Source organism: Sphaerisporangium perillae (genome assembly GCF_023276435.1).
GTDB lineage: Bacteria > Actinomycetota > Actinomycetes > Streptosporangiales > Streptosporangiaceae > Sphaerisporangium > Sphaerisporangium perillae.
This window is the reverse complement of record NZ_JALLPO010000022.1, coordinates 90,825-112,186: the sequence shown is the minus strand read 5'-3', so window position 1 is coordinate 112,186 and position 21,362 is coordinate 90,825. Positions and strand designations below refer to the sequence as shown.

The following is a 21,362-nucleotide window of genomic DNA, read 5'->3' as shown; positions in this document are numbered from 1 at the left end:
GAGGGCGACGAGGAGTTGGAGGGTGTCGGCGCGGCGGGTCGGCCGGAGGCCGGGGACGGGTTGGACAGGGCGGCGGGGGCAGCCGGAGGCTGGAGGGATGGAGGGGCCGCGGGTGGGAGGTTAGCGGCGGCGGTGGCGGGCTATCTCGTAGAGGGCGATGGCCGCTGCCACGCCGGCGTTGAGGGACTCGGCGGCGGCGTTCATGGGAATGCGCGCCACCACGTCGCACGACTCGCGGACCAGCCGGGACAGGCCCTTGCCTTCGGAGCCGACCACGACGACCAGCGGCTCGGTGACCAGCTCGACATCGCCGATGTCAGCCGAGGCTCCGCCGTCCAGACCGACCACGAACAGGCCCTGCTCGCGGTATTCGCGCAGGGTGCTCGTCAGGTTGGCCGCCCGGGCCACGGGCAGGTGGGCGAGCGTACCCGCGGAGGTCTTCCAGGCTCCGGCGGTGACGCCCGCGGAGCGACGCGAGGGCACGAGGATGCCGTGGGCGCCGAAGGCCGTGGCGGAGCGGGCGATGGCTCCGAGGTTGCGCGGATCGGTGACGCTGTCGAGCGCGATGATCAGCGGGACCTCGGCGGCGTCCTTGGCCCGCTCGACGAGATCCTCGGGATGGGCGTACTCGTAGGGCGGGAGCTGAAGCGCCAGGCCCTGGTGGACGGCGCCTTCGGTCAGCCTGTCGAGCTTGTCGCGGCTGACTTCCAGCAGGGCGATGCCGCGGTTCGCGGCCATCTTGATCGCCTCGCGGATGCGGTCATCGCTCTCGACCCGCTGCGCCACGTAGAGCACGTTGGCGGGCACCTCGGCACGAAGCACCTCGACGACGGGGTTTCGCCCGCCGATGACCTCGGGAGCCTCGTCGCGCTTGCCGCCGCGGGGCTTCCGCGCCGGCTGCTCGGCGGATCTAGGCTCCGCGCCGGGCGCGCCCGTGGGACGCTGCTTGTCCTTGAACCAATGCCTCTCGTGGGCAGGCGGAGTCGCTCCCCTGCCCTGGAGGGCTCGCCGGCCCTGCCCACCGGTGCCCCGTGTGGGGCCCTTCTTCTTCGCGGGTCTACCTGACCCCTTACCCGCACCTGCCATGGTGCCAGCCTACCGGCGCGATCAGCGGGCCAGTTCCCATCGGGCACCCTGAGGGGTGTCCTCGACCATCACGCCCGCGGCGGCCAGCTGGTCGCGGATGGCGTCGGCGGCGGCGTAGTCCTTGCGGGCCCGGGCGGCCTGACGCTGCTCCAGAGCCACTCTGACCAGGGCATCAACCGTCTCGCGCAGCTCGGTGTCCGCGCCGGATCGCCGCCACTGCGGGGAGCGGGGGTCCAGGCCGAGGACGTCGAGCATGTTCTGCGTCTCGGCGAGAAGGCGGGCCACCTGTTCCTTGTTGCCGTGGGCCAGGGCGACGTTGCCCTCGCGGACGACCTCGTGGACCACCGCGAGCGCCTGCGGCACGCCGAGGTCGTCGTCCATCGCGTCGACGAAGGCCTGCGGCAGCGGGGCCGCCGCGTCGACGTCGTGGATGACCTCGGCCGCGCGGGTGACGAAGCCCTCGATGCGCTGGTAGCCGGCGGCGGCCTCGGCCAGCGCCTCGTCGGAGTAGTCGATGGCGGAGCGGTAGTGCGCCGCGACCAGGTAGTAGCGCAGCTCCACCGCGCGCACCTTGTTGAGCATGGCCGGGACCAGCAGGGAGTTGCCGAGCGACTTGCTCATCTTCTCGGCGCCGATCTTGAGCATGCCGTTGTGCAGCCAGTAGCGGGCGAAGCCGTCGCCCGCCGCCTGGGACTGGGCGACCTCGTTCTCGTGGTGCGGGAAGATCAGGTCGACGCCGCCGCCGTGGATGTCGAACGTCTCTCCGAGGTACTTGGTTGCCATGGCGGAGCACTCGAGGTGCCAGCCGGGCCGGCCCGGACCCCACGGGGTCGACCAGGTCGGCTCGCCGGGCTTGGCGCCCTTCCACAGGGCGAAGTCCCGGCCATCGTGCTTGGCGGAGTCGGTGTCGGTGTCACCGGCCGCCCGCATGTTCTCGGGGCGCTGGTTGGACAGCCTGCCGTAGCGCTCGGCATAGGACATGACGTCGAAGTAGACGTCGCCGCCCGCGGCGTAGGCGTGGCCCTTGTCGATCAGCCGCTGGATCAGCTCGATCATCTCGGGGATGTGGCCCATCGCCCTCGGCTCGACCGTGGGCGGCAGGCAGCCGAGGGTGTCGTAGGCCCAGGTGAACGCGCGCTGGTTGCGCTCGGCGATCACGAACCACGGCACGCCTTCTTCGGCGGCGACGCGGATGATCTTGTCGTCGAGGTCGGTGACGTTGCGGCAGAACGACACCTCGTACCCCGACCGCGTCAGCCATCGGCGCATGACGTCGAAGTTGACGCCGGACCGGATGTGACCGATATGCGGCGGAGCCTGCACAGTGGCCCCGCAGAGGTAAATCGAGACCCGGCCCGGCTGGATGGGGACGAAGTCGCGGACCGCACGGGTGCTGGTGTCGTATAGGCGCAGACTCACGAACGCAAGGCTAATGCCTCGCACGCCGTGACAGGACGGGTTGCCCGACCTCACACGCCCGCAAATCGAATGTGAATCCGACGGCCTTTCCCCAACAGTCACACTACTGACCGGCTTCTCACTTATACGACTTGTTGTCCTTGATGATTACCCCCGATGCCAACTGTCGCGTTACGAACGTCCCATCCCGCTTCGCCGGCGCCCCGCGTCTCGGTACACGAGGACTCGCGTTTCGGTACCGGTGGACCCGCGTGGCGTCGGGCTCCCTCCCCGTCACGGCATCGCCGATTCTGTAGGCTCAAAGCGCCATGGACGTCACTCCCCCTTTGGCGGCAGGTCAGTCCTCCCGCCGGCCCGAGCCGCCGCCCGCTCCCGCCCATCCGACCGGAGCGGCGCTGTTCCTGCGCCGCCTGGGTATCGCCGTCGCGGGCCTGGCGGTGGCAGTGCTCACCGGAGCGGCCTGCGTGCTGTCGTTCGACGCGATCCGCGCCCTCGCCGTCACCGGAGGAGCACGGGGCGACCTCGCCTTCCTCTACCCCGCGGGCTTCGACACGCTGCTGGTCATCGCCTTGATCAGCGTGCTGCTGCTGCGGCCCGCCCGTCTGCTGGTACGGCTGCAGGCGTGGACGGTCCTGGCCGTGCTGATCCTGGCCGCCGGTGCCACCAACGTCGCGACCGCTACGAACTTCACCGTCGACGCGCGGCAGGCGGCGGTGGGTGTCGCGGTGGCCCCCTGGGTGATGCTCGTCATCGGGCTGTGGCTGTTCCTGCTCCCGTCCAGGCGCCCCCAGTCCCGCCGTCCCTCGCGGTCGGACGTCTCCGAGCCCGCGGCGAGTGTGGACTTCCCTGAACGCGATGCGGGCACGGACTTCGCCCGACGTGCCTCCGGCACGGGGTCCTCCGAACGGGGCTCGCATGCGGACCATTTCGAACGTGCCTCGGGCAGGGGCCACGACATCGTGCCGTTCGGGCACGAGGAACGCGATCCCGAACTCGCTCCGCCACTCGAGACGGCCGCCCACGTATTCGCTCATGAACGGGATCTCGTCGCCCACCTGGACGCCCCGCACGAGCCGGAGCCCGAGATCACGCCGGTCGTGCCACCGACCCCCGCTCCGGAGACCCCTTCGGTGGACGAACTGCCGCCGCTGCGCAGTGACGAGGCGCCCCGGCCTCATCTCGCCGAGGAGCAGGCCGCGCCCCTTCCCACCGAGCATTCCGTGCCGGAGTACGCCGCATCTGAGCAGGAGCACGCTGTTCCCGAGCCGGAGCATGCCTTCCCCGAGCCGGAGCATGCCCTCCCTGAGCCGCGCCATGTTCTGTCGGAGCCCGAGCATGCCCTCCCCGAGCCGGAGCACAACGTGCCCGCGCCCGAGCCTGAGCAGCGGCTGGTGCCCCAGCCGCGAGGCCAGATGACGCCGGGCCCACGAGCCGAGCGTGAGCGTGATCCCGATCGGCCGCTTCGCTGGGGAGACCTCGTCCGTCCCGCCAGCGGCGACGTGCTGGTCCATCCGCTGCCCAAGCCCACCCGCGACCGCGAGCCCGGCGATACCCAGCCGTACCCGCAGATCACCGACCCTGTGGCCGAGCAGCCCTCCGCCGACGCCTCTCCGGAGACGGGGGCCGCGGACACCCAGCCTTACCCGCACCTGCGTGGGGAGGCCGCCCCGCTGCCCTCCGATTCGGCGGAGGAGATCCACGACGAGGCGCCCGACCCCGCGCATGACGCCGGCAACGCCGAGGAGCATGAGGCGCCTCATGCCCGGCGGCAGCCGTACATCACCGAGACGACGGCACCGCCGTCCGGCCGGATGCGCAGCACTCCCCTACCGCCCGAGGAGTAGACGCCGGCACCTGACCCGTCACTCGCCGTAAAAGGGCGCCGGCATCGCCGTATCCCCCCTCGCCGCGCGGCGCCCACTGAACGAAACCCACCGAGCAGAAGAACGCTGCTGCCCGAGGAGTAGGCGCCGCCGTACCTGACCGCCGCCCGCCGCACCTGACCGCCGCCCGCCTGCCCGGCCGGTCCGGTACACCCGGCCCGCGGGCCTACGAACGTCCGCCGCGCCACTCGCCGTACGAGGGCGCCGGCATCGCCGTATCCCGCCCTTGCCGCCGCGGTGCCCACTGAACGAAATCCACCGAGCAGGAGAACGCTGCCGCCCGGTGAAGGCGGGTGGGTACCGCATCAGGAGGAAGGGGTGGACGGGCGGCGGGGTGGGGATGACGAAGATCCGCCTGGTCTGGGGGACCAGGCGGATCTTGAAGGTGCCGGCGGAGTCGCGGCACCGGGTGGGTGACCGCCCTGCGTTCGAGCGTTGGCGAAGGTCACCGGTGCGGCGCACTCCGCCTTGGGTCAGACCCTTTCTCGGCCGCGGATGGCGGCGACGAGGCCGACGCCGACCACGGCGAGGACGACCTGGAGGACCAGTTCGATCCAGTCGATGCCGTCGGTCGTCGCGACGTTGAGCACCTGGGCGAGGGCAGTACCGATCAGAGCGGCGACGATGCCGACGACGATCGTGAGGATCCACCCGATGGGCTGCCGGCCGGGAAGTACGAGCCGTCCGAGAGCTCCGATGATGGCACCGATGACAATCGCGCCGAGGATGGTTTGAATGGACATATTGAGCCTCCCCTTGAGGGTCGCACCTTCACGCTGACAAGGTGGCTACCCTCATATGGGGTACTAATCCTAGAAAGTAAGAAAAGCCTGATCAGAGCGCCATATGAGGGTCATGAGGCTCCGCAGGCATGCTTTCAGAGAGGATCAGCGGCCGAAAACGAGGGCGGTGGCGATGGCGGCGATGCCCTCTCCTCGCCCGGTGAGACCGAGCCCGTCGGTCGTGGTGGCGCTGACGCTGACCGGGGCCGACACCACCTCGCTCAGGACCTTCTCGGCCTCGGCGCGTCGCGGCGCGAGCTTGGGGCGGTTGCCGATGATCTGCACGGCGATGTTGCCGATCTCGAACCCGGCCGCGCGCACGTGACGTGCGGCCTCCTCGAGCAGGGTGACGCCGGACGCGCCCGCCCAGCGTGGGTCGGAGGTGCCGAAAAGCCCTCCGAGATCGCCGAGACCGGCGGCGGACAGCAGCGCGTCACAGCAGGCGTGCGCGGCGGCGTCGCCGTCGGAATGGCCCGCGAGCCCGGTCTCACCCGGCCAGTGGAGGCCGGCCAGATTGAGCTCGCGGCCGGATGCGAAAGGGTGGACGTCGACTCCGACGCCCACCCTTGGCCGTGTCATGTTCAGGAGTTGAGAACCTCGTCGAGAAGCGCCTCGGCCTTGTCCTCGTTGGTCTTCTCCGCGAGCGCCAGCTCACTGACCAGTATCTGCCTGGCCTTCGCGAGCATGCGCTTTTCGCCTGCGGACAGACCACGCTCCTTGTCTCGCCGCCAAAGGTCACGCACCACTTCGGCAACCTTGTTGACGTCACCGGACGCCAGCTTCTCAAGGTTGGCCTTGTAACGACGCGACCAGTTGGTGGGCTCTTCTGTGTGCGGCATGCGCAGAACGTCGAAGACGCGCTCCAGGCCTTCCTGGCCCACAACATCACGCACACCGACGAGCTCGGCGTTGTCCGCCGGCACCTGAACGGTAAGGTCGCCCTTGTCGACCTTCAGCACCAGATAGGTTCTGTCCTCGCCCTTTATCGTGCGGGTCGTGATGGCTTCGATCCGAGCAGCCCCGTGGTGGGGGTAGACGACAGTGTCGCCGACCTGGAAAGTCATGTGACAAGTACCCCTTCCGCTGTACTCCAGGATACCACGCGCCAGTCCCCTCCCGGAACAGTGAAATCAACATAACTGCAGGTCAAAGCCTCGATTTAGGACTTGACAACCGGTCGACCCTGTGAATCCGCGCTCCTGACATGCCCGGTGACCTGCGATGCTGGCCGCCCTCGCGCCCCTTGTGCGCCGTCCGTACGCCGTCCCCGGCCCGCCTGAGAAAGGGGCCGAGAGCACGGATAAGGTTGCCATTGGCCATACCCATGTGTATCAAGGAGACCTCGAACTGTGACCAGCACCAGCCGTCGCAGGGTGATCATCGTCACCGCTCTGCTCGCAGCCGCCCCTGCGCTGGCCGCGTGTGGCGCGGGCACCGACGCGAACACCAACAATGCGTACGCACCGACCGAGGCCAACGTGCTCATTGACAGCAACGGCTCCAGCAAGGCCTACGGCAGGAACGGCATCAAGATCGCCCAGGCGTTCCTCCTCGGCCCTGAGTCGGGTGCCCAGATCGCGGCGGGCGGCTCGGTCCCGCTCTACCTGTCGATGGTGAACTACGGCACCGCCGCCGACCGGCTCGAAGGCGTCTCCGTGGCCGGCCAGGCCGCGGCGTCGGTCAAGGCGCCGGGCGTTATCAGCCTGCCCCCCGGCCAGCTCGTCAACACCGGCAGGCCGGCGTCCCAGGTCATCCTGGAAGGCACCCAGAAGCCGCTGTACGGCGGTGAGAGCCTCACCCTGACCCTCCGCTTCGCCACCGCCGGTGACATCCAGATGGCCGTCCCTGTGGTCACGCGCAGCCGCGAGTTCGCCGGCCTCCCGGCCGCGCCGAGCGCCGCCCCGTCGGCCTCGGCCACCCCGGCGCCCACGACGTCCCCCAGCACCACTCCCTCGGCGGACCCGACCGCCAACAGCTGACGGCTGACGCGCCGAGCCCGTGGCGGGCAGGCGAAAGGCCCGGTGGTGCGGCTCGCTCGAGCCGCACCACCCGGCCGGCGCCGGTCAGGGAGCGGGCCCTGCCTGCCCGGGGCGGGCGGCGGGCCGGCGCCGGGGGGGGCCTGGGCAGGGGCGGGGGGGGGCCCCCCCCCCCCCCCCCACCACCGGGCCTTCGACGTTCAGGCAGAGGCTCAGGCCTCCGCGGGGTCGAACTTGTACCCCAGGCCGCGGACGGTGAGGATGCACCGCGGGTCGGAGGGGTCGGCCTCGACCTTGGCCCTCAGGCGCTTGACGTGCACGTCGAGGGTCTTGGTGTCGCCGACGTAGTCGGCGCCCCACACGCGGTCGATCAGCTGGCCACGGGTCAGCACCCGGCCCGCGTTGCGCAGCAGCACCTCCAGCAGCTCGAACTCCTTCAGCGGGAGCTGCACCTGCTTGCCGCGGACCGCGACGATGTGGCGGTCGACGTCCATGCGGACCGGACCGGCGGCGAGGACGGCCTGCTCGACCTCCTCGGCGTCGCCCTGCCTGCGCAGCACCGCGCGGATGCGCGCCACCAGCTCGCGGGAGGAGAACGGCTTGGTGACGTAGTCGTCGGCACCGAGCTCCAGGCCGACCACCTTGTCGATCTCGCTGTCCTTGGCGGTCAGCATGATCACCGGGACCTTGGAACGCTGCCGCAGCGAGCGGCACACCTCCGTACCGGGCAGGCCGGGAAGCATCAGATCGAGCAGCACCAGATCGGCGCCGTTGCGGTCGAAGGTGTCCAGCGCCTCGGGGCCGGTGGCCGCCACCGCGACTTCGAACCCCTCCTTGCGCAGCATGTAGGACAGGGCGTCGGAGAACGACTCCTCGTCCTCGACGACGAGCACGCGGGTCACTTCGCGGCCTCCAGAGGGATTGATGTGCTTGGTACGGCTATCGCCGTGCCGCCGAAGGCCGGCAGACGAAGCGTGAAGGTGGAGCCGGAGCCTTCCTTGCTCCAGACCGTCACCTCACCGCCGTGGGCCACGGCGACGTGCTTGACGATGGCGAGGCCGAGCCCCGTGCCGCCGGTGGCCCGGGATCGGGCGGGGTCGACGCGGAAGAACCTCTCGAAGATGCGCTCCTGCGAGCTCTCGGGGATGCCGATGCCCTGGTCGCTGACGCTCACCTCGACGGACTCGCCGGCGGGGCGGGCGCTCACGACGACGCGGGTGCTCTCGGGACTGTAGGCGACCGCGTTGTCGATCAGGTTGCGCAGGGCGGTGACCAGCAGCTCGTCGTCGCCCCACACGCGAAGGCCCTCCGTGCCGCCGGCGACCAGCGCGATGTCCTTGGCCGCGGCCTTGGTGTTGCACCGGTCGATGGCCTCGTTGAGCACCTCGTCGACCGGCACGCAGCCGGGCGTGGGGATCGGCTCGCCGCCCTGGATGCGGGAAAGGGTGATCAGGTCCTGGACGAGGTAGGTGAGCCGGGCCGCCTCGTGCTGCATGCGCCCGGCGAAGCGGTTGACCGCCACGGGGTCGTCCGCGGCGTCCTGGATCGTCTCGGCCAGCAGGCTCAGCGCGCCCACGGGGGTCTTCAGCTCGTGGCTGACGTTGGCGACGAAGTCGCGGCGCACGGCCTCGACGCGGCGGTGCTCGGTCTGGTCCTCCGCGAGCACCAGCACCTGGCCGTGAGTGCCCAGGGGGGCGACCCGCACGGCGAAGGTGGTGACCTCCATGCCGAACTTGTGGCCGGCGACCTCGAACTCGCTCTCGCGGATCTCGCCGTCCCTGCGCACCTGCCGGGCGAGGGCGAGCAGCTCGGCGGCCATGAGGTGATCCCCCTTGACCAGGCCGAAGGCCCGCGCGGCGGAGCTGGCACGCAGCACCCGGTCGTCACGGTCCAGCACGACGGCGGAGGAGGGCAGCACGGCCAGCACCGACGCCACCCCCTGAGGCAGGACGAGGTCGGAGTTCTCAACGGGCTCGGGGTGGCGTTTGTCCCGAGGACGCACCGCCACCATCGCGATCGCCCCGACGACAAAACCCGCCAGGGCGGCCAGGCTTGTCACGATCTCACTCACGCTTTCGATGGTAGGCGGCCTTATTCGCTGGCCAGGACCTCCTCGACGCCCCTTTCCTGCAGAGTTCATCTTCTGGACGAAGTTCGTTCACGAACGCGCGCGTAGCGTAAGTCGCATGCGCGACGCCTTCCACGAAGAACTCAACGCTCTCAACGACCGCCTAGTGGAGATGACCAGCCTGGTCCGCTCGGCGATATCGAGGGCCACCACCGCCTTGCTGGACGCCGACCTCCAGCTCGCGGAGAGTGTGATCTCCCAGGACGCCGAGGTCAACCGGCTCTTCCAGGAGATCGAGACCTCCATCTTCGAGCTGATGGCCACCCAGCAGCCCGTGGCCGTGGACCTGCGCATCGCGATCACCGCGCTGCGGATGGGCGGGGACCTGGAGCGCATGGGCGACCTGGCCGAGCACGTGGCGAAGATCGCGCGGATGCGTCACCCCGACTCGGCGATCCCGCCGGAGGTGCGCGACACCATCCTGGAGATGGGGCAGATCGCCGAGCGCCTGATCACCAAGACCGGGAGCTGCATCGCCACCCACGACGTCGAGCTCGCCAAGCAGCTCGACGACGACGATGACGCGATGGACCGGCTGCACCGCAGGCTGTTCCGCGTGCTGCTGTCCAAGGACTGGGCGCACGGCATCGAGCCGGCGATCGACATCACCCTCACCGGCCGCTACTACGAGCGGTACGCCGACCACGCCGTGCGGGTCGCCCGTGACGTGGTGTACCTCGTGACCGGCAGCCGGCACGACGGCAGCTCCGCCTCCTGACAACGGCGCCACCCGCCCGCGTCGCACCGTTCCACGGGGGACCAGGCGCCCCGGCGCGCGAGAAAGCCCCGGACCTTCGCGGTCCGGGGCTTTCTTGTGACGGTCGAGGGCTACTTGGCCTTGCCCTGGTTGGCGACGGCCTCGATGGCGGCCTTGGCGGCCTCCGGGTCGAGGTACTCGCCGCCGGGCTTGAGCGGCCGGAAGTCGGCGTCCAGCTCGTAGCGGAGCGGGATGCCGGTCGGGATGTTGAGCCCGGCGATCTCGTCGTCGCCGATGCCGTCGAGGTGCTTGACCAGGGCGCGCAGCGAGTTGCCGTGGGCCACGACCAGGGTGGTGCGTCCGTCCGCCAGGTCGGGCACGATGCGGTCGTACCAGTAGGGCAGCATGCGCTGGACGACGTCCTTGAGGCACTCGGTCCTCGGCAGCAGCTCCGGCGGCAGCGTGGCGTACCGCGCGTCGCCGGCCTGGGAGAACTCGTCGTCGTCGGCCAGCGGCGGCGGCGGGACGTCGTACGAGCGACGCCAGAGCATGAACTGCTCGTCACCGAACTCGTCGCGGGTCTGCGCCTTGTCCTTGCCCTGGAGCGCGCCGTAGTGGCGCTCGTTGAGCCTCCAGGAGCGCGCGACCGGCAGCCACAGCAGGTCCGCCGCGCCAAGGGCGAGGTTGGCGGTCTGGATGGCGCGGGTCAGGACCGAGGTGTGCACCACGTCGGGGCGCACGTCCGCGTCGAGGAGCAGCCTGCCGCCGCGACGCGCCTCTTCCTCACCCGTGGCCGAGAGATTGACGTCGACCCATCCGGTGAACAGGCCTTTCGCGTTCCACTCACTCTCGCCATGCCGCAATAGCACCAAAGTAGCCATGCGCCCAAGCTTAGGGCGTGCCCGCTTTACGCGGGTAGCGACGGCCCGGGGCCCTGGCCGGCCCGCGCCGCCTCTGGTACTTCGAGCCGTGAGCCGGTCAGACGGCCGTTCCGGGGTTCTCTTCCCGTCTGCCGCGCTCGACGATGCCTTCGAAGGCCCGCAGGTTGGCAAGGGACTCTCCGCGCTTGACCCGCCAGTCCCACTCGCGGCGGATGGAGGAGGCGAATCCCAGCTCCAGGGCGCGGTCGAACCAGTCGTCGGCGTAGGTCAGCACGCAGCCGAGCAGCCGGTCGATCTCCTCCTGGGACACCGACGCGAGCGGCAGGTGCCCGACGAGGTGGACGTCCCCGACCGCGTCGAGGGCGAAGTGCACGCCGTACATGGAGCCGTTCTTGGTCAGCAGCCAGCGGTAGAACTCCAGGTGGTTCTCGTCGGGCTGCCGGCAGAAGAACGCCTCGACGTGCAGCGCCTGGCCGGAGATGCTGAGCCAGGTCATGGTCGCCAGCTTGTGCTGCCCTGGAAGTCTCACCAGGAAGGCGCCCGGGCGCGGGCGCTCGTAGGAGATCTCCGCCGCCTTCAGCGCGGACTCGACGGCCGCCTCGTGATCCATAACAGTGCACACTCCCACGTTCCTCGTGGCGGCCCGCGCCGGTCCGTACGGTCGGCGACGACAGTACTGCCTCCGCCCCACCGGACGGAGGTCCAGGATTCCCCGTGCCGGACCGTCTAAGCGTCAGAGGTTCACGGCCACCGGCGTGCGGCGCAGCCGGGCCATGGCGCCGGCGTACACCTCGACGAGGCGCGAGGCGGTGGCCGACCAGCCGAAGGCCGCCGCGTGGTCCCTGGCCCCGGTGGCGAGCGTGTCGCGCCAGAGCGGGCGGTCGACGAACGCGCGTAATGTCCTGGCCCACGCGTTGGGCTCGTGCCCGTCGACGAGCAGGCCGGACACGCCGTCCCGCACGGCCGTGCGGAGCCCGCCCACGGCGGCGGCCGCGACGGGGGTGCCGCAGGCCTGGGACTCCAGTGCGACAAGGCCGAACGACTCGTTGTAGGACGGGACGACGGTGACGTCGGCGGCGCGGTACCAGTCGGCGAGCTCGCTCTGCGGAGCGGGCGGCGCGAGCCGTACGACGTCGGAGATGCCGAGCTCGGCGGCCAGGTCGGTGAGGTAGGAGGGCCGGGCGAGCCCGTTGCCGCTCGGGCCGCCGACGCAGGCCACGATCAGGCGCGACCGTAGCGAAGGGTCGTCCGCGAGCATCCGCGCGGCGGCTCTGAGCAGGACGTCGGGGGCCTTGAGCGGCTGGATGCGGCCGACGAAGAGCAGGACGTGGGCGTCCTGCGGCAGGTGCAGCCGGTGCCGGGCGGCGCCTTTGGAGGCGGGCTGGAACACCTGGAGGTTGACGCCGGGGTTCACCACGGCCACACGCTCGCTGGGGGCGCCGTAGAGATCGATCAGCTCGCGCGCCTCGGCGGCGGTGTTGGCGACCAGGCGGTCGGCGATCTCGACGACCTGCTCCTCGCCGAGCACGCGAGCGACGGGCTCGGGCTTGTCACCGTCGGCGAGCAGAAGGTTCTTGACCTTGGCCATGGTGTGCATGGTGTGCACCAGGGGCACGCCCCAGCGCTCCTTGGCGAGCCAGCCGACCTGGCCGGACAGCCAGTAGTGCGAGTGGATGACGTCGTAGTGCCCGGGGTCGAACATCGCCTCGGTGCGCAGCACGCCGGACAGGAACCCGCAGAGCTGGCCCGGCAGGTCGCCCTTGTCGAGCTCCTCGTACGGCCCGGCGGTGACGTGGCGGACGATCACGCCCGGCACCAGCTCGACAGCGGGAGGCAGGTCGCGGGCGGTCTGCCGCGTGAAGATCTCGACCTCGACCCCCAGGTCGGCGAGGCGCTTGGCCACCTCGACGATGTAGACGTTCATGCCCCCGGCGTCACCGGTGCCCGGCTGGTCGAGCGGGGACGTGTGCATGCTGATCGTCGCGACCCGGTTGACCCGGCGTGCGACCGGCACTCGCGGCACCGACACCACCTCCAGAAGGGTTATAACTGTCGGAAACTTCATGAGATTCCCAGAAGGGAATCGCGTGGTCCCGCGCGCACCCCTCTCCCGGCGCGCTGGCAAGATGACCGACGGGCGGCGCACGAGCACCGCCGGGGGCGCCGGACGCCGAGGTTCCCGATCCGACCTTGAGGACAGGACACGACATGACCAGGACAGCTGTGGTGACGGGGGCGAGCAGCGGCATCGGGGAGGCCACGGCGCGCCGGCTGGCCGCGGAGGGCTACGAGGTCGTGGCCGCCGCCCGGCGCCGCGACCGGCTGGACAAGCTGGCGGCCGAGGTTCCGGCCATCCGGCCCGCCACGCTCGACGTGACCTCCGACGAGTCCGTGGCCGCGCTGGCCGGCTCGCTCGACCGGTGTGACGTGCTGATCAACAACGCGGGCGGGGCCGTCGGCCTTGAGCCGGTGGCCGACGGGCTGGTCGACGACTGGCGGCAGATGTACGAGGTCAACGTGCTGGGGTCGCTGAGAATGACCCGGGCGCTGCTGCCGAAGCTGATCGAGTCCGGTGACGGCGTCCTGCTGATGCTGACGTCGGTGGCGGGGCTGGTCTCCTACGAGGGCGGTGGCGGCTACTGCGCGGCCAAGCACGCCCAGACCTCCATGACCGAGACGCTCCGCCTGGAGCTGTGCGGGGAGCCGGTGCGCATCATCGAGGTGGCCCCCGGCATGGTGCAGACCGAGGAGTTCTCGCTGACCCGCTTCCGCGGCGACGCCGAGCGCGCCGAGAAGGTGTACCAGGGGGTGCCGAACCCCCTGACGGCCGACGACGTGGCCGACGCGATCGCCTGGTGCGTCACCCGGCCCGCGCACGTCAACATCGACCGGCTCGTCATCCGCCCGCGCGCGCAGGCCGCGCAGCACAAGGTCCACCGGGTCTCCTGAGGGTGAGGACATCCCCATCTCCGCCACGTCGTCCATCGTCCCTGGTCCGCCCATCGCCTCGGTATCGGCCGGCTTCTCGCCGCCGACCCGGCCGGTAGGGGGCGGGCGCGTGGTGAACGGCGGGCGGGCGCGGGGCGGCCGGCCGCCGGCCGCGGGCAGGCCGGTCGGCGAGATCACCCGGGGGACGACGGGACACAACCGCCTGCGCCGGTCGGACCGGTGGACGGCCGCGGTGTACGGCCCGCTGCTGGTCTCGGCGGACCGGCCGCTCGTGGTCGACCTCGGGTACGGGGCGACGCACGTCACCACCTCGGAGCTCTTCCTGCGGCTGCGCCGCGTACGTCCCGACGTGGAGGTGGTGGGGGTCGAGATCGATCCGGTGCGCGTCGCCGCGGCCAAGCCGTACGAGAGGCCGGGGCTGAGCTTCGTGCGCGGCGGGTTCGAGCTGCCGGTGGGCGGGCGGCCGCTCATCATCCGGGCGTTCAACGTGCTCAGGCAGTACGGCGAGGCGCAGGCGTGGGAGGCGTGGGACCTGCTGCGGTCACGCCTGGCCGGCGACGGCGTGATCGTCGAGGGCACCTGTTCGGAGGTGGGCCACCGGGCGGCCTGGGTGGCGCTGGACGCCCGCGGGCCGCGCACGGTGACGTTCTCGGCCCGCCTCGCCGGCTTCGAGCGCCCCTCGGACCTGGCCGAGCGGCTGCCGAAGACGTTGATCCACCGCAACGTTCCGGGTGAGCGGGTCCACGGCTTCCTGCGCGACTTCGACCACGCCTGGGCGCTTTCCGCGCCGTACGGGGCCTACGGGGTGCGCCCGCGGTGGATCGCGGCGGTGGAGCGGCTGGCCGCCACCTGGCCGGTCGCGACCACTCCCCCGCTCGGTGGCAGGCGCCGCTGGCGGCTCGGCGAGCTCACCCTCCCGTGGTCGGCCCTGGCCCCGGACTCGCGTCCTCTCGCCTGAGCCTCGCTTCACTCGGGCGGCCCGGCGGATGGGCCTCTACACGACGTAGTACTACCCGAGGTAGGCTTACCGGCGTGAAGGGTCTCGGCGAGCTTGAACGCAGCATCATGGACATCCTGTGGGCCCAGGACGCCCCCTTGACCGCAAGGGAGGTCGGCCGTCTGATCGCCGACCGCGATCTCGCCCCCACGACGGTCATGACGGTTCTCGACCGGCTGACCCGCAAAGGCTTCCTCACGCGCACCCGCGACGGCCGCGCCTGGCGGTACGAACCGGGAGCGAGCCGCGACGCATACGTCGCTGAGCTTATGCTGGAAGCCCTCGACATGACCGGTGACCGTTCGGCGGCGCTCACGCGCTTCGCCCAGACGGTCTCCGGCTCCGAGGCCGACATCCTGCGCAAAGCACTCACGGAGCTGGAAGAAGAGTGATCGCTGCCGCCGTCCTGACCGCGCTCGCCATGGCGTGCGCGCTGGGCGCATGGCGGCTCACGTTCGCACGATGGCCATGGCGGACCCCACGGGCGGCCATCCTGCTGTGGCAGTCGCTCGGCGTCACCTGGGGTCTGGCCAGCGTCGGGGCGCTGCTCGCCTACGCGCTGGAGCCCTACCGCAGGGGCGTGCTGTACGGGCTGCACGCCTTCGCGCAGTCGGCGGTCTCCTTCGGCATGGGTCACGGCCTGCTCCAGCCGTACGACCTGCCCCGCGTCACCGCGCTGGTAGCGGGCCTGTCGCTCCTCGCGGTGCTCATCGTGGTGCTGCTCGCGGCCGGGTTCCAGACCCTGCGCGCCCGGCGGCGCCACCGCGCGCTGTTGTCCCTCATCGCCCACGACGACCCCGGCGTGCCAGGCGTGCGCATCCTCGACCACCCGGGCGCCGCCGCGTACTGCCTGCCCGGCCTGCGGTCGGAGGTCGTGGTCAGCGCGGGCACGCTGTCGCTGCTCAGCAGGGACGAGCTCGCCGCCGTCCTGGCCCACGAGGCCGCCCACGTCCGCGAGCGGCACGACCTGGTCCTGCTGCCGTTCACCGCGCTGAACTGGGCGATGCCCTGGCTGAGCGTGGTGCGCGACGCCCATTCCTCGGTCGCCCTGCTGGTCGAGATGGCCGCGGACGACCATGCCCGCCGCTACTGCTCGCCGCGACGCCTGGCGACCGCGCTGCTGCGCTTCGGCACGGCGGGGGCGGGGGCGGTGCCGAACGGAGCGCTCGGAGCCACGAGCGAGCATGTCATGGCCCGGGTCAACCGGCTGGTCAAGCCCGGAGCCACGCTTCCGCGGCGGTTCCGGTACGGCCTGGTCACCTTCTCGGTCCTGCTGTCCGCCTCCGCGCCTCTCCTGTGGATCTATCCCGGCTGACCCGCCAGGTGCTTGCTACTGTTTGCCAGTGTGTTTGCATTTGCAAGCACAGGGACGCATACTAGAGGCATGGAACTACCGAAGGTCGGCTCGATCGGCGAGTACATCCGCGATCAGCGGAAGCAGGCGAAGATCTCCCTGCGCCAGCTCGCCACGCAGGCGGGGGTCTCCAACCCCTACCTGAGCCAGATCGAGCGCGGGCTGCGCAAGCCGAGCGCGGAGATCCTGAACCAGATCGCCAAGGGATTGCGGATCTCCAGCCAGGCGCTCTACGTGCAGGCGGGCCTCATCGAGGACCGCGAGCCCGACAGCGATGTGCTGGCCGCGATCGTGGCCGACCGCACTCTCACCGAGCGGCAACGCCAGGTGCTGATCGATATCTACGAGTCGTTTCGCAAGGAGAACCGAGCCGAGGCGCAGGCCGGCACGGAGCGGACTGCCGAGAACGCCCGTACCGAGCCGGCGCCCCAGGGGGTCGACGCGGTTCCCGTGGAGGAGACAGAGACCTCCTCGCCGAACGGCCGCATTCAACCGGAACCCAAGAAAGGTTAACCCATGCCTCTCAACGACGAGGTCAAGAAGATCGCCGAGTCCAAGCCGTTCTATGCCGTCGCCGGCGTCGGCGACTACGCGGTCGAGAAGCTCCGCGAGCTCCCCGAGCAGTTCCACCGCCTGCAGTCCCGCCGGACCGAGGCCGGCGCCGTCGCGCGCGACCTGCCCACCATGGCCAGGAAGTACGCCACGACCGTCCAGACCAAGGCCGAGGCCGTCGCCAAGGACCTCCCGGAGAAGGCCAAGGGATACGCCGACACCATCACGGCCAAGGCGACGCTGCTCTACGACGAGTTCGCCAACCGGGGCCGCAAGGTCGTCAGCAGGGTGACCGGCGAGGCCGCGCTGGAGCTGGAGGACGTCTCCGCGAGCGCCGAGCCGGCGATCGCCGCCCGACCGGCCACGCCCCGCAAGAGCACCCGCACCACCGGCGCCGGCACCAAGGCCTGAGCTCCGCTCCCGCCCGGCTCGTCCGGGCACGGAGCGGGGGGCCGCCGCCCGCGGTCCCTCGCACCTTGATCGCCTTACGCACCGATCGCGCGGCCCGTCCCGGGAACCTGGGACGGGCCGCGCGCGTTATGGGTGTAGGGCGGCCGTCTCGCGCGACCGCCCGACCGACCGTCCCGGCCTTACCCCGGCCGCAGACCCCCGGCGGCCGGCACGTTCGGACCGGTCCGCGACGCTCGTCACGGGCGCCCGGAAGGTCCCCCGACCGGGCTAGGCTGAGCCCGGCCGTTCACATGACCCTGGGAGAGGCGCGATGTTCGGGATTCACACTTTTCTGGATCTCATTTTCTGGGTGCTCGCCGTAGCGGCCTTCGGCATGTGCGCATGGGCCCTCGTCCACGCGATCAGGACCCCGGCCCGCGCCTTCGCCGTCGCCGGCAAGCTGAGCAAGAAGATGTGGCTGCTGATCCTCGGCCTGGCCACCCTGTTCGCCTTCGCCGCCGCCGTGCAGTACCTGTCGGTGCTGAGCATCTTCACCATCGCCTCGGTCATCGGCTCGGGCGTGTACCTGGCCGATGTCAAGCCGGCTGTCGGCGAGATCGGCAAGGGCGGCGGCAACAGCGGCCCGTACGGACCCTGGTAGGCGGCTCCTACTCGCAGGTCTTCGTGTCCGGCGCGCAGAACTTGACCTCGGAGTAGCGCGCCGAGGGGGTTTCCAGCAGGGGCTGCGGCTTCTTGCGCAGGTGCAGGTCGAAGAAGGCTCCGACGTACCCGCGGGTGATCTCCAGGGCACGGACCCCGGGCAGGTCGGCGCCGTAGTCGATGCCGAGCTGATCGGCCAGCAGCCCGACGTCGGTGAAGGACGCGTGCTCCGTGCCCGCCACCACCAGCCAGCGCTTCCACCCGGTCAGGAGCTTCCAGTCGTCCTCCCACGACGCGTCCCTGCCTCCGGGGCTGTGCTTTGCCTGCGTTCCCAGGAACAGGAACGGCCGCGACAGCCCGCTCCCCGGGATCGAGCCGTACGTGGTGCCGTCCATGTTGATCCCGGCGCGCAACCGGTCGTCCTTCGCCATGGCCGCCAGAGCGCTCGCGCCACCCGCGGAGTGGCCCGCCATCGCGATCCGCGACGGGTCGATCAGGGAAGCGCCCTTCCATTTCGGGTGTGACCCGGTCAGTTCGTCGAGGACGAAGGAGACGTCGGCCGCCCGGCCGCCAGCCAGCTTGTCCCAGAACTCCGGGCCCTTGCTGTCGTTGTCGCACGCGACGCACGTGGTGACCCGGCCGTCGGGGAACGTCGTGGCGACGTTCTCGTAGGTGTGATCGATTGCGGCCACTACATAGCCCCTGCTCGCCAGATCCTCGGCGAGGGCGGTCAGCGTGCCGCGGGGCTTGGTGAAGCCGGGCGAGAGCACCACCAAGGGCAGGCCGCGCTTGTGCCCTGCCGGTTTCACGTCGGTGAAGGCGTTGGTCCGCGTCTCGCTCAGCACGTCCAACCGCAGGCCGGGTATTCCCCCCTCTCCCAGAAGGAGCTCGGACTCCTTGGGCGTCATGTACTGCGCCCGCCGATGGCCCGGTGACTTCGCCGGATACCACAGGGAGACCATGAGCTCCCGCGCCTTCGCCTCAGGGACCCACGGGTCCGGGCGGGAGACGTCCTTCAGGTACAGGGACGTGGTGCCGACCGGGTGTGAACCGGTCGGCTTGGGCAGATACGGCGTGCTGCTCGGCGCGGCCGTAGAACCGGCGGAGGCGGGCTCGGCGGACGGATGCCGGGAGGGGCCGGGCTCGGCGGACGCCGACGCAGGCGCGGACGCGCAGGAGGCCGAGGCCACGAGGGCGAGAACCGCGGCCAGGCCGCGACGGAGGATCGGCTCGATCACATGACCCATGGAATGTTCGTCCTTCCGGTCGGGACGGCCGCCTCGACGGGAAGATCCGTGGACGGCCTGATGGCAGGACGAAGCTAGGCGCGGCCGGTGCGCACGCGCGTCGGCCGTCATACCGACATCGGATACCGCGCGCGGAGGACCCGGCCGCGACGTCATCCCCGCGATGTACTCCTCAAGGATCCCGTAGTGGTCATTACGGCAGATGCCGACATAAGCAGTCAGACGTGACAATGTGCCGGTGGAGACAGATGAACGACGGCTCTGGCGGCAGTACGTGCTGGATGTGGTGCGCCCGGAGAAGCGCCCCACCGGGCCGTCGCGCAGAGCGCTCGTCGCCGACGCGGCGCTCGCGATCGTCCTGACCGTCATCGCGCTGGTGGCGGCGGCGAAGTTCCCAGGCAGCGGCCATATCCTGGAAGTCCGGCCGCGCCTGATCGAGCCTCTGCGGCTCCAGCCCCCCGCGACTCCCAGCATCGACGTGCCGCCGCCCCTTGAGATCTTGTCCTCCCCACCCCCGGCGCCCTCCCCACCCCCGGCGTCCTCCCCACGGCCGGTGCCCTCCCTGTCCCGGCGCGCCGGCCCGCAGATCTACGAGCCGCCGCTGCTCCTGGTGGTGCTGACGGCGCTGCCAGTGGCGCCGGTCGCCGGTGGCGCACAGGTCGTCCTTTTTGTTGGCCGTTGTTAAGGCATGGGCGTCTCGCTACGCCGTCTCGCGCCGCCCGCTAGGCTGACGCCCCATGGTGGATCTCGTTCGTCGCTGCGCGCTCGCGATCGTGCTGACCGTCCTCGTCGCCACCCCGGCCCAGGCCGCGGCGGACGGCGTCAAGAAGACGGACGTCACCGTGGAGCTGCGCCCCGGTGGCGTCCTGCACGTCAAGGAGCAGATCTCCTACAGCGGCCAGGTCACGCGCACGCTGCTCACCCGCACCAGGTACGACGACGCGAACGACCGCGTCTACCGCGTCTCGGGCTTCAAGGGCGACGGCACGCTGGCCGATGACGTCATCACGCTCGGCGGCAAGGGCACCGCGACCATCGAGTACGACGTGACCGGCGCCGTCACACCGGTCGGCGGCGGCGAGGAGCTGCGCTGGTACGCCGTCAACGGCTGGTCGGCCCCGGTGGAGAACGCCGTGGTGACGCTGACCGGTCCCGCCCCCCTGCAGAACCTGTCGTGCTTCGCCGGCGACCTGACCGCGGCCACCGGCTGCACCGCGGCCTCGATGGACGAGAGCGGCACGCGGGCGGAGTTCGAGCAGCAGGGTCTCGGCCCCTCCCAGGCGCTGACCATCGTCGCGGGCTTCCCCGCCGGGGCGAGCGGCGGCAAGCCGATCCTCGAGCGGCGGTTCGAGCTCTCCAACGCCTTCACCCTCAGCCCGGTCACCGGCGGCGCGCTCGCCGCGCTGCTGGTGCTGCTCCTCGGCGGCGTCGCGCTGCTGTACTGGACCCGCGGCCGGGACGAGCGGATCATCGACCACGAGGCCGGCAGCCCGGTCACCACGCTGCGCGACGGGCACTTCTCGCCGCCGGACGGGGTGCGTCCCGGCCAGATCGGCACGCTGATCGACGAGCAGGCCGACGTGATCGACGTGACGGCCACCATCGTGGACCTCGCCGTGCGCGGCTACGTGCACATCGAGGAGCAGCCGCGCGGCGTCTACGACGCCCCCGACTGGCGGCTGGTGCGGGTGCCGGACGCGCCCATGGGCGACCTGCTCGACTACGAGCGCGCGCTGCACATGGCGATCTTCGACGGGCGCGACTCGGTGCTGCTGTCGGAGCTCCACGGCTCGTTCGCGACCGGCCTCGGCAAGGTGCGTGACGCGCTGTACCGCGACGTCGTCGGCCAGGGGTGGTTCGCCCGGCGTCCGGACTCGGTCCGCACGCGCTGGACCACCATCGGTGTGATCGTCACGGGGCTCGGCGTGCTCGCCACCGTGCTGCTGGCCTGGTTCACGACGTACGGCCTGCTCGGGCTGGCGCTGATCATCGCGGGGGCCGCGCTGGCCGTGGGCGGGCAGTACATGCCGGCCAAGACCGCGCGCGGCGCCTCCGCCCTCGCGCACACGCTGGGCTTCCGCGACTATCTCGCCTCAGGCGAGGTCGGCGAGGTGCCCGCGTCCCAGCGCATCGAGCTGTTCTCCCGCTACCTGCCCTATGCCGTGGTGTTCGACAACGTCGACCGCTGGGCGCGGGTGGTGGCCTCGCTCAACGGCGACGGCCGGCAGGCTGACCACCTCTACTGGTACCACGGCCCCGCCGAGTGGGATCTGTCGAAGTTCGCCGACTCGATGCGCACCTTCACGCTGACCACCTCGGGCGCGATCTCGGCCTCCCGGCAGTTCCGCCGGTCGATCTGAA

At 70.9% G+C, this 21,362-nt stretch carries 23 protein-coding genes; 12 read left to right on the top strand and 11 right to left on the bottom strand.

The annotated features are described in order from the left end of the window. Positions 1-120: 120 nt before the first annotated feature. Together rlmB and cysS are read right to left on the bottom strand one after the other, a co-directional pair. Positions 121-1,086: a 23S rRNA (guanosine(2251)-2'-O)-methyltransferase RlmB gene (gene rlmB / locus MYF83_RS22420; protein ID WP_248962555.1), complete on the bottom strand. Its 966-nt coding sequence runs from the start codon at positions 1,084-1,086 to the stop codon at positions 121-123. Between the two features lie 21 nt (positions 1,087-1,107). Further along, entirely contained in the window at positions 1,108-2,505 is a 1,398-nt protein-coding gene (gene cysS / locus MYF83_RS22415) for a cysteine--tRNA ligase (protein ID WP_248962554.1), read from the bottom strand. Positions 2,506-2,813: 308 nt separating this feature from the next. Between cysS and MYF83_RS22410 the strand changes: the two genes are divergently transcribed. Next, entirely contained in the window at positions 2,814-4,349 is a 1,536-nt protein-coding gene (locus MYF83_RS22410; protein WP_248962553.1) for a DUF2637 domain-containing protein, read from the top strand. Between the two features lie 512 nt (positions 4,350-4,861). Here MYF83_RS22410 and MYF83_RS22405 read toward each other — a convergent pair. The 3 genes from MYF83_RS22405 to MYF83_RS22395 all read right to left on the bottom strand — a co-directional run bounded on the left by MYF83_RS22405 (position 4,862) and on the right by MYF83_RS22395 (position 6,234). Continuing rightward, positions 4,862-5,131 carry a GlsB/YeaQ/YmgE family stress response membrane protein gene (locus MYF83_RS22405; protein WP_248962552.1) on the bottom strand — a complete coding sequence of 90 codons (270 nt, stop codon included), beginning with the start codon at positions 5,129-5,131 and terminating at the stop codon, positions 4,862-4,864. A 144-nt stretch (positions 5,132-5,275) separates the two neighbouring features. Beyond that, positions 5,276-5,749, bottom strand: coding sequence for a 2-C-methyl-D-erythritol 2,4-cyclodiphosphate synthase (ispF, locus tag MYF83_RS22400; protein WP_248962551.1), 474 nt, complete (start codon positions 5,747-5,749; stop codon positions 5,276-5,278). 2 nt (positions 5,750-5,751) lie between these two features. Continuing rightward, entirely contained in the window at positions 5,752-6,234 is a 483-nt protein-coding gene (locus MYF83_RS22395) for a CarD family transcriptional regulator (RefSeq protein ID WP_184978896.1), read from the bottom strand. A gap of 285 nt (positions 6,235-6,519) precedes the next feature. Between MYF83_RS22395 and MYF83_RS22390 the strand changes: the two genes are divergently transcribed. Beyond that, positions 6,520-7,149 (top strand): copper chaperone PCu(A)C domain-containing protein, encoded by a 630-nt coding sequence (locus MYF83_RS22390; protein ID WP_248962546.1) that lies wholly within the window; start codon positions 6,520-6,522, stop codon positions 7,147-7,149. A 209-nt stretch (positions 7,150-7,358) separates the two neighbouring features. Here the strand turns inward: MYF83_RS22390 and MYF83_RS22385 are convergent, their stop codons facing one another. Both MYF83_RS22385 and MYF83_RS22380 read right to left on the bottom strand, forming a co-directional pair. Further along, positions 7,359-8,048 carry a response regulator gene (locus tag MYF83_RS22385; protein WP_248962544.1) on the bottom strand — a complete coding sequence of 230 codons (690 nt, stop codon included), beginning with the start codon at positions 8,046-8,048 and terminating at the stop codon, positions 7,359-7,361. Further along, positions 8,045-9,157: a sensor histidine kinase gene (locus tag MYF83_RS22380; RefSeq protein ID WP_248962623.1), complete on the bottom strand. Its 1,113-nt coding sequence runs from the start codon at positions 9,155-9,157 to the stop codon at positions 8,045-8,047. The genes MYF83_RS22385 and MYF83_RS22380 overlap by 4 nt, the downstream gene beginning before the upstream one ends. Positions 9,158-9,332: 175 nt before the next feature. Here MYF83_RS22380 and phoU point away from each other — a divergent pair, with 175 nt between their 5' ends. Next, on the top strand, positions 9,333-9,992 hold the full coding sequence (gene phoU, locus MYF83_RS22375; protein WP_248962543.1) for a phosphate signaling complex protein PhoU: 660 nt from the start codon (positions 9,333-9,335) through the stop codon (positions 9,990-9,992). A gap of 110 nt (positions 9,993-10,102) precedes the next feature. Here phoU and MYF83_RS22370 read toward each other — a convergent pair whose 3' ends face one another. From MYF83_RS22370 to mshA, 3 genes are all read right to left on the bottom strand, one after another. Continuing rightward, a complete protein-coding gene (locus tag MYF83_RS22370; RefSeq protein ID WP_248962541.1) occupies positions 10,103-10,852 on the bottom strand; it encodes a phosphoglyceromutase in 750 nt (249 codons plus the stop codon). A gap of 97 nt (positions 10,853-10,949) precedes the next feature. Continuing rightward, complete coding sequence (locus tag MYF83_RS22365; protein ID WP_248962539.1) at positions 10,950-11,462, bottom strand: type III secretion system chaperone family protein; 513 nt, start codon at positions 11,460-11,462, stop codon at positions 10,950-10,952. A gap of 123 nt (positions 11,463-11,585) precedes the next feature. Then, complete coding sequence (mshA, locus tag MYF83_RS22360) at positions 11,586-12,917, bottom strand: D-inositol-3-phosphate glycosyltransferase (RefSeq protein WP_248962537.1); 1,332 nt, start codon at positions 12,915-12,917, stop codon at positions 11,586-11,588. 143 nt (positions 12,918-13,060) lie between these two features. On the opposite strand from mshA, the gene MYF83_RS22355 reads away from it, so the two are divergent. The 7 genes from MYF83_RS22355 to MYF83_RS22325 all read left to right on the top strand — a co-directional run bounded on the left by MYF83_RS22355 (position 13,061) and on the right by MYF83_RS22325 (position 17,755). Further along, positions 13,061-13,801: an SDR family NAD(P)-dependent oxidoreductase gene (locus MYF83_RS22355; RefSeq protein ID WP_248962536.1), complete on the top strand. Its 741-nt coding sequence runs from the start codon at positions 13,061-13,063 to the stop codon at positions 13,799-13,801. A 109-nt stretch (positions 13,802-13,910) separates the two neighbouring features. Further along, entirely contained in the window at positions 13,911-14,759 is an 849-nt protein-coding gene (locus MYF83_RS22350; protein WP_248962535.1) for a class I SAM-dependent methyltransferase, read from the top strand. Between the two features lie 74 nt (positions 14,760-14,833). Beyond that, entirely contained in the window at positions 14,834-15,190 is a 357-nt protein-coding gene (locus tag MYF83_RS22345; protein WP_308201487.1) for a BlaI/MecI/CopY family transcriptional regulator, read from the top strand. Beyond that, positions 15,187-16,113, top strand: a complete 927-nt coding sequence (locus MYF83_RS22340) for a M56 family metallopeptidase (RefSeq protein WP_248962534.1) — start codon at positions 15,187-15,189, stop codon at positions 16,111-16,113. The genes MYF83_RS22345 and MYF83_RS22340 overlap by 4 nt, the downstream gene beginning before the upstream one ends. A 69-nt stretch (positions 16,114-16,182) precedes the next feature. Then, positions 16,183-16,665, top strand: a complete 483-nt coding sequence (locus tag MYF83_RS22335) for a helix-turn-helix domain-containing protein (RefSeq protein ID WP_248962533.1) — start codon at positions 16,183-16,185, stop codon at positions 16,663-16,665. A gap of 3 nt (positions 16,666-16,668) precedes the next feature. Further along, the gene (locus tag MYF83_RS22330) at positions 16,669-17,115 is read left to right on the top strand and encodes a hypothetical protein (RefSeq protein ID WP_248962532.1); all 447 of its coding nucleotides are present in this window, start codon (positions 16,669-16,671) and stop codon (positions 17,113-17,115) included. Positions 17,116-17,425: 310 nt separating this feature from the next. Beyond that, positions 17,426-17,755 (top strand): DUF2516 family protein, encoded by a 330-nt coding sequence (locus MYF83_RS22325; RefSeq protein ID WP_248962531.1) that lies wholly within the window; start codon positions 17,426-17,428, stop codon positions 17,753-17,755. A 7-nt stretch (positions 17,756-17,762) separates the two neighbouring features. On the opposite strand, the gene MYF83_RS22320 is transcribed toward MYF83_RS22325, so the two are convergent. After that, positions 17,763-19,001 (bottom strand): alpha/beta hydrolase family protein, encoded by a 1,239-nt coding sequence (locus MYF83_RS22320; protein ID WP_248962530.1) that lies wholly within the window; start codon positions 18,999-19,001, stop codon positions 17,763-17,765. Between the two features lie 238 nt (positions 19,002-19,239). Between MYF83_RS22320 and MYF83_RS22315 the strand changes: the two genes are divergently transcribed. Both MYF83_RS22315 and MYF83_RS22310 read left to right on the top strand, forming a co-directional pair. Beyond that, the gene (locus MYF83_RS22315) at positions 19,240-19,686 is read left to right on the top strand and encodes a hypothetical protein (RefSeq protein ID WP_248962529.1); all 447 of its coding nucleotides are present in this window, start codon (positions 19,240-19,242) and stop codon (positions 19,684-19,686) included. Between the two features lie 52 nt (positions 19,687-19,738). Continuing rightward, positions 19,739-21,361, top strand: a complete 1,623-nt coding sequence (locus MYF83_RS22310) for a DUF2207 domain-containing protein (protein WP_248962528.1) — start codon at positions 19,739-19,741, stop codon at positions 21,359-21,361. The last annotated feature ends 1 nt before the right edge of the window (position 21,362 follow it).

Coding starts and splice junctions, on each gene's coding strand:
- rlmB (WP_248962555.1), bottom strand. CDS start 1,086: ATGGCAGGTGCGGGTAAGGGGTCAGGTAGACCCGCGAAGAAGAAGGGC.
- MYF83_RS22410 (WP_248962553.1), top strand. CDS start 2,814: ATGGACGTCACTCCCCCTTTGGCGGCAGGTCAGTCCTCCCGCCGGCCC.
- MYF83_RS22405 (WP_248962552.1), bottom strand. CDS start 5,131: ATGTCCATTCAAACCATCCTCGGCGCGATTGTCATCGGTGCCATCATC.
- ispF (WP_248962551.1), bottom strand. CDS start 5,749: ATGACACGGCCAAGGGTGGGCGTCGGAGTCGACGTCCACCCTTTCGCA.
- MYF83_RS22395 (WP_184978896.1), bottom strand. CDS start 6,234: ATGACTTTCCAGGTCGGCGACACTGTCGTCTACCCCCACCACGGGGCT.
- MYF83_RS22380 (WP_248962623.1), bottom strand. CDS start 9,157: ATGGTGGCGGTGCGTCCTCGGGACAAACGCCACCCCGAGCCCGTTGAG.
- phoU (WP_248962543.1), top strand. CDS start 9,333: ATGCGCGACGCCTTCCACGAAGAACTCAACGCTCTCAACGACCGCCTA.
- MYF83_RS22370 (WP_248962541.1), bottom strand. CDS start 10,852: ATGGCTACTTTGGTGCTATTGCGGCATGGCGAGAGTGAGTGGAACGCG.
- MYF83_RS22365 (WP_248962539.1), bottom strand. CDS start 11,462: ATGGATCACGAGGCGGCCGTCGAGTCCGCGCTGAAGGCGGCGGAGATC.
- mshA (WP_248962537.1), bottom strand. CDS start 12,917: ATGAAGTTTCCGACAGTTATAACCCTTCTGGAGGTGGTGTCGGTGCCG.
- MYF83_RS22355 (WP_248962536.1), top strand. CDS start 13,061: ATGACCAGGACAGCTGTGGTGACGGGGGCGAGCAGCGGCATCGGGGAG.
- MYF83_RS22335 (WP_248962533.1), top strand. CDS start 16,183: ATGGAACTACCGAAGGTCGGCTCGATCGGCGAGTACATCCGCGATCAG.
- MYF83_RS22330 (WP_248962532.1), top strand. CDS start 16,669: ATGCCTCTCAACGACGAGGTCAAGAAGATCGCCGAGTCCAAGCCGTTC.
- MYF83_RS22325 (WP_248962531.1), top strand. CDS start 17,426: ATGTTCGGGATTCACACTTTTCTGGATCTCATTTTCTGGGTGCTCGCC.
- MYF83_RS22320 (WP_248962530.1), bottom strand. CDS start 19,001: ATGGGTCATGTGATCGAGCCGATCCTCCGTCGCGGCCTGGCCGCGGTT.
- MYF83_RS22310 (WP_248962528.1), top strand. CDS start 19,739: ATGGTGGATCTCGTTCGTCGCTGCGCGCTCGCGATCGTGCTGACCGTC.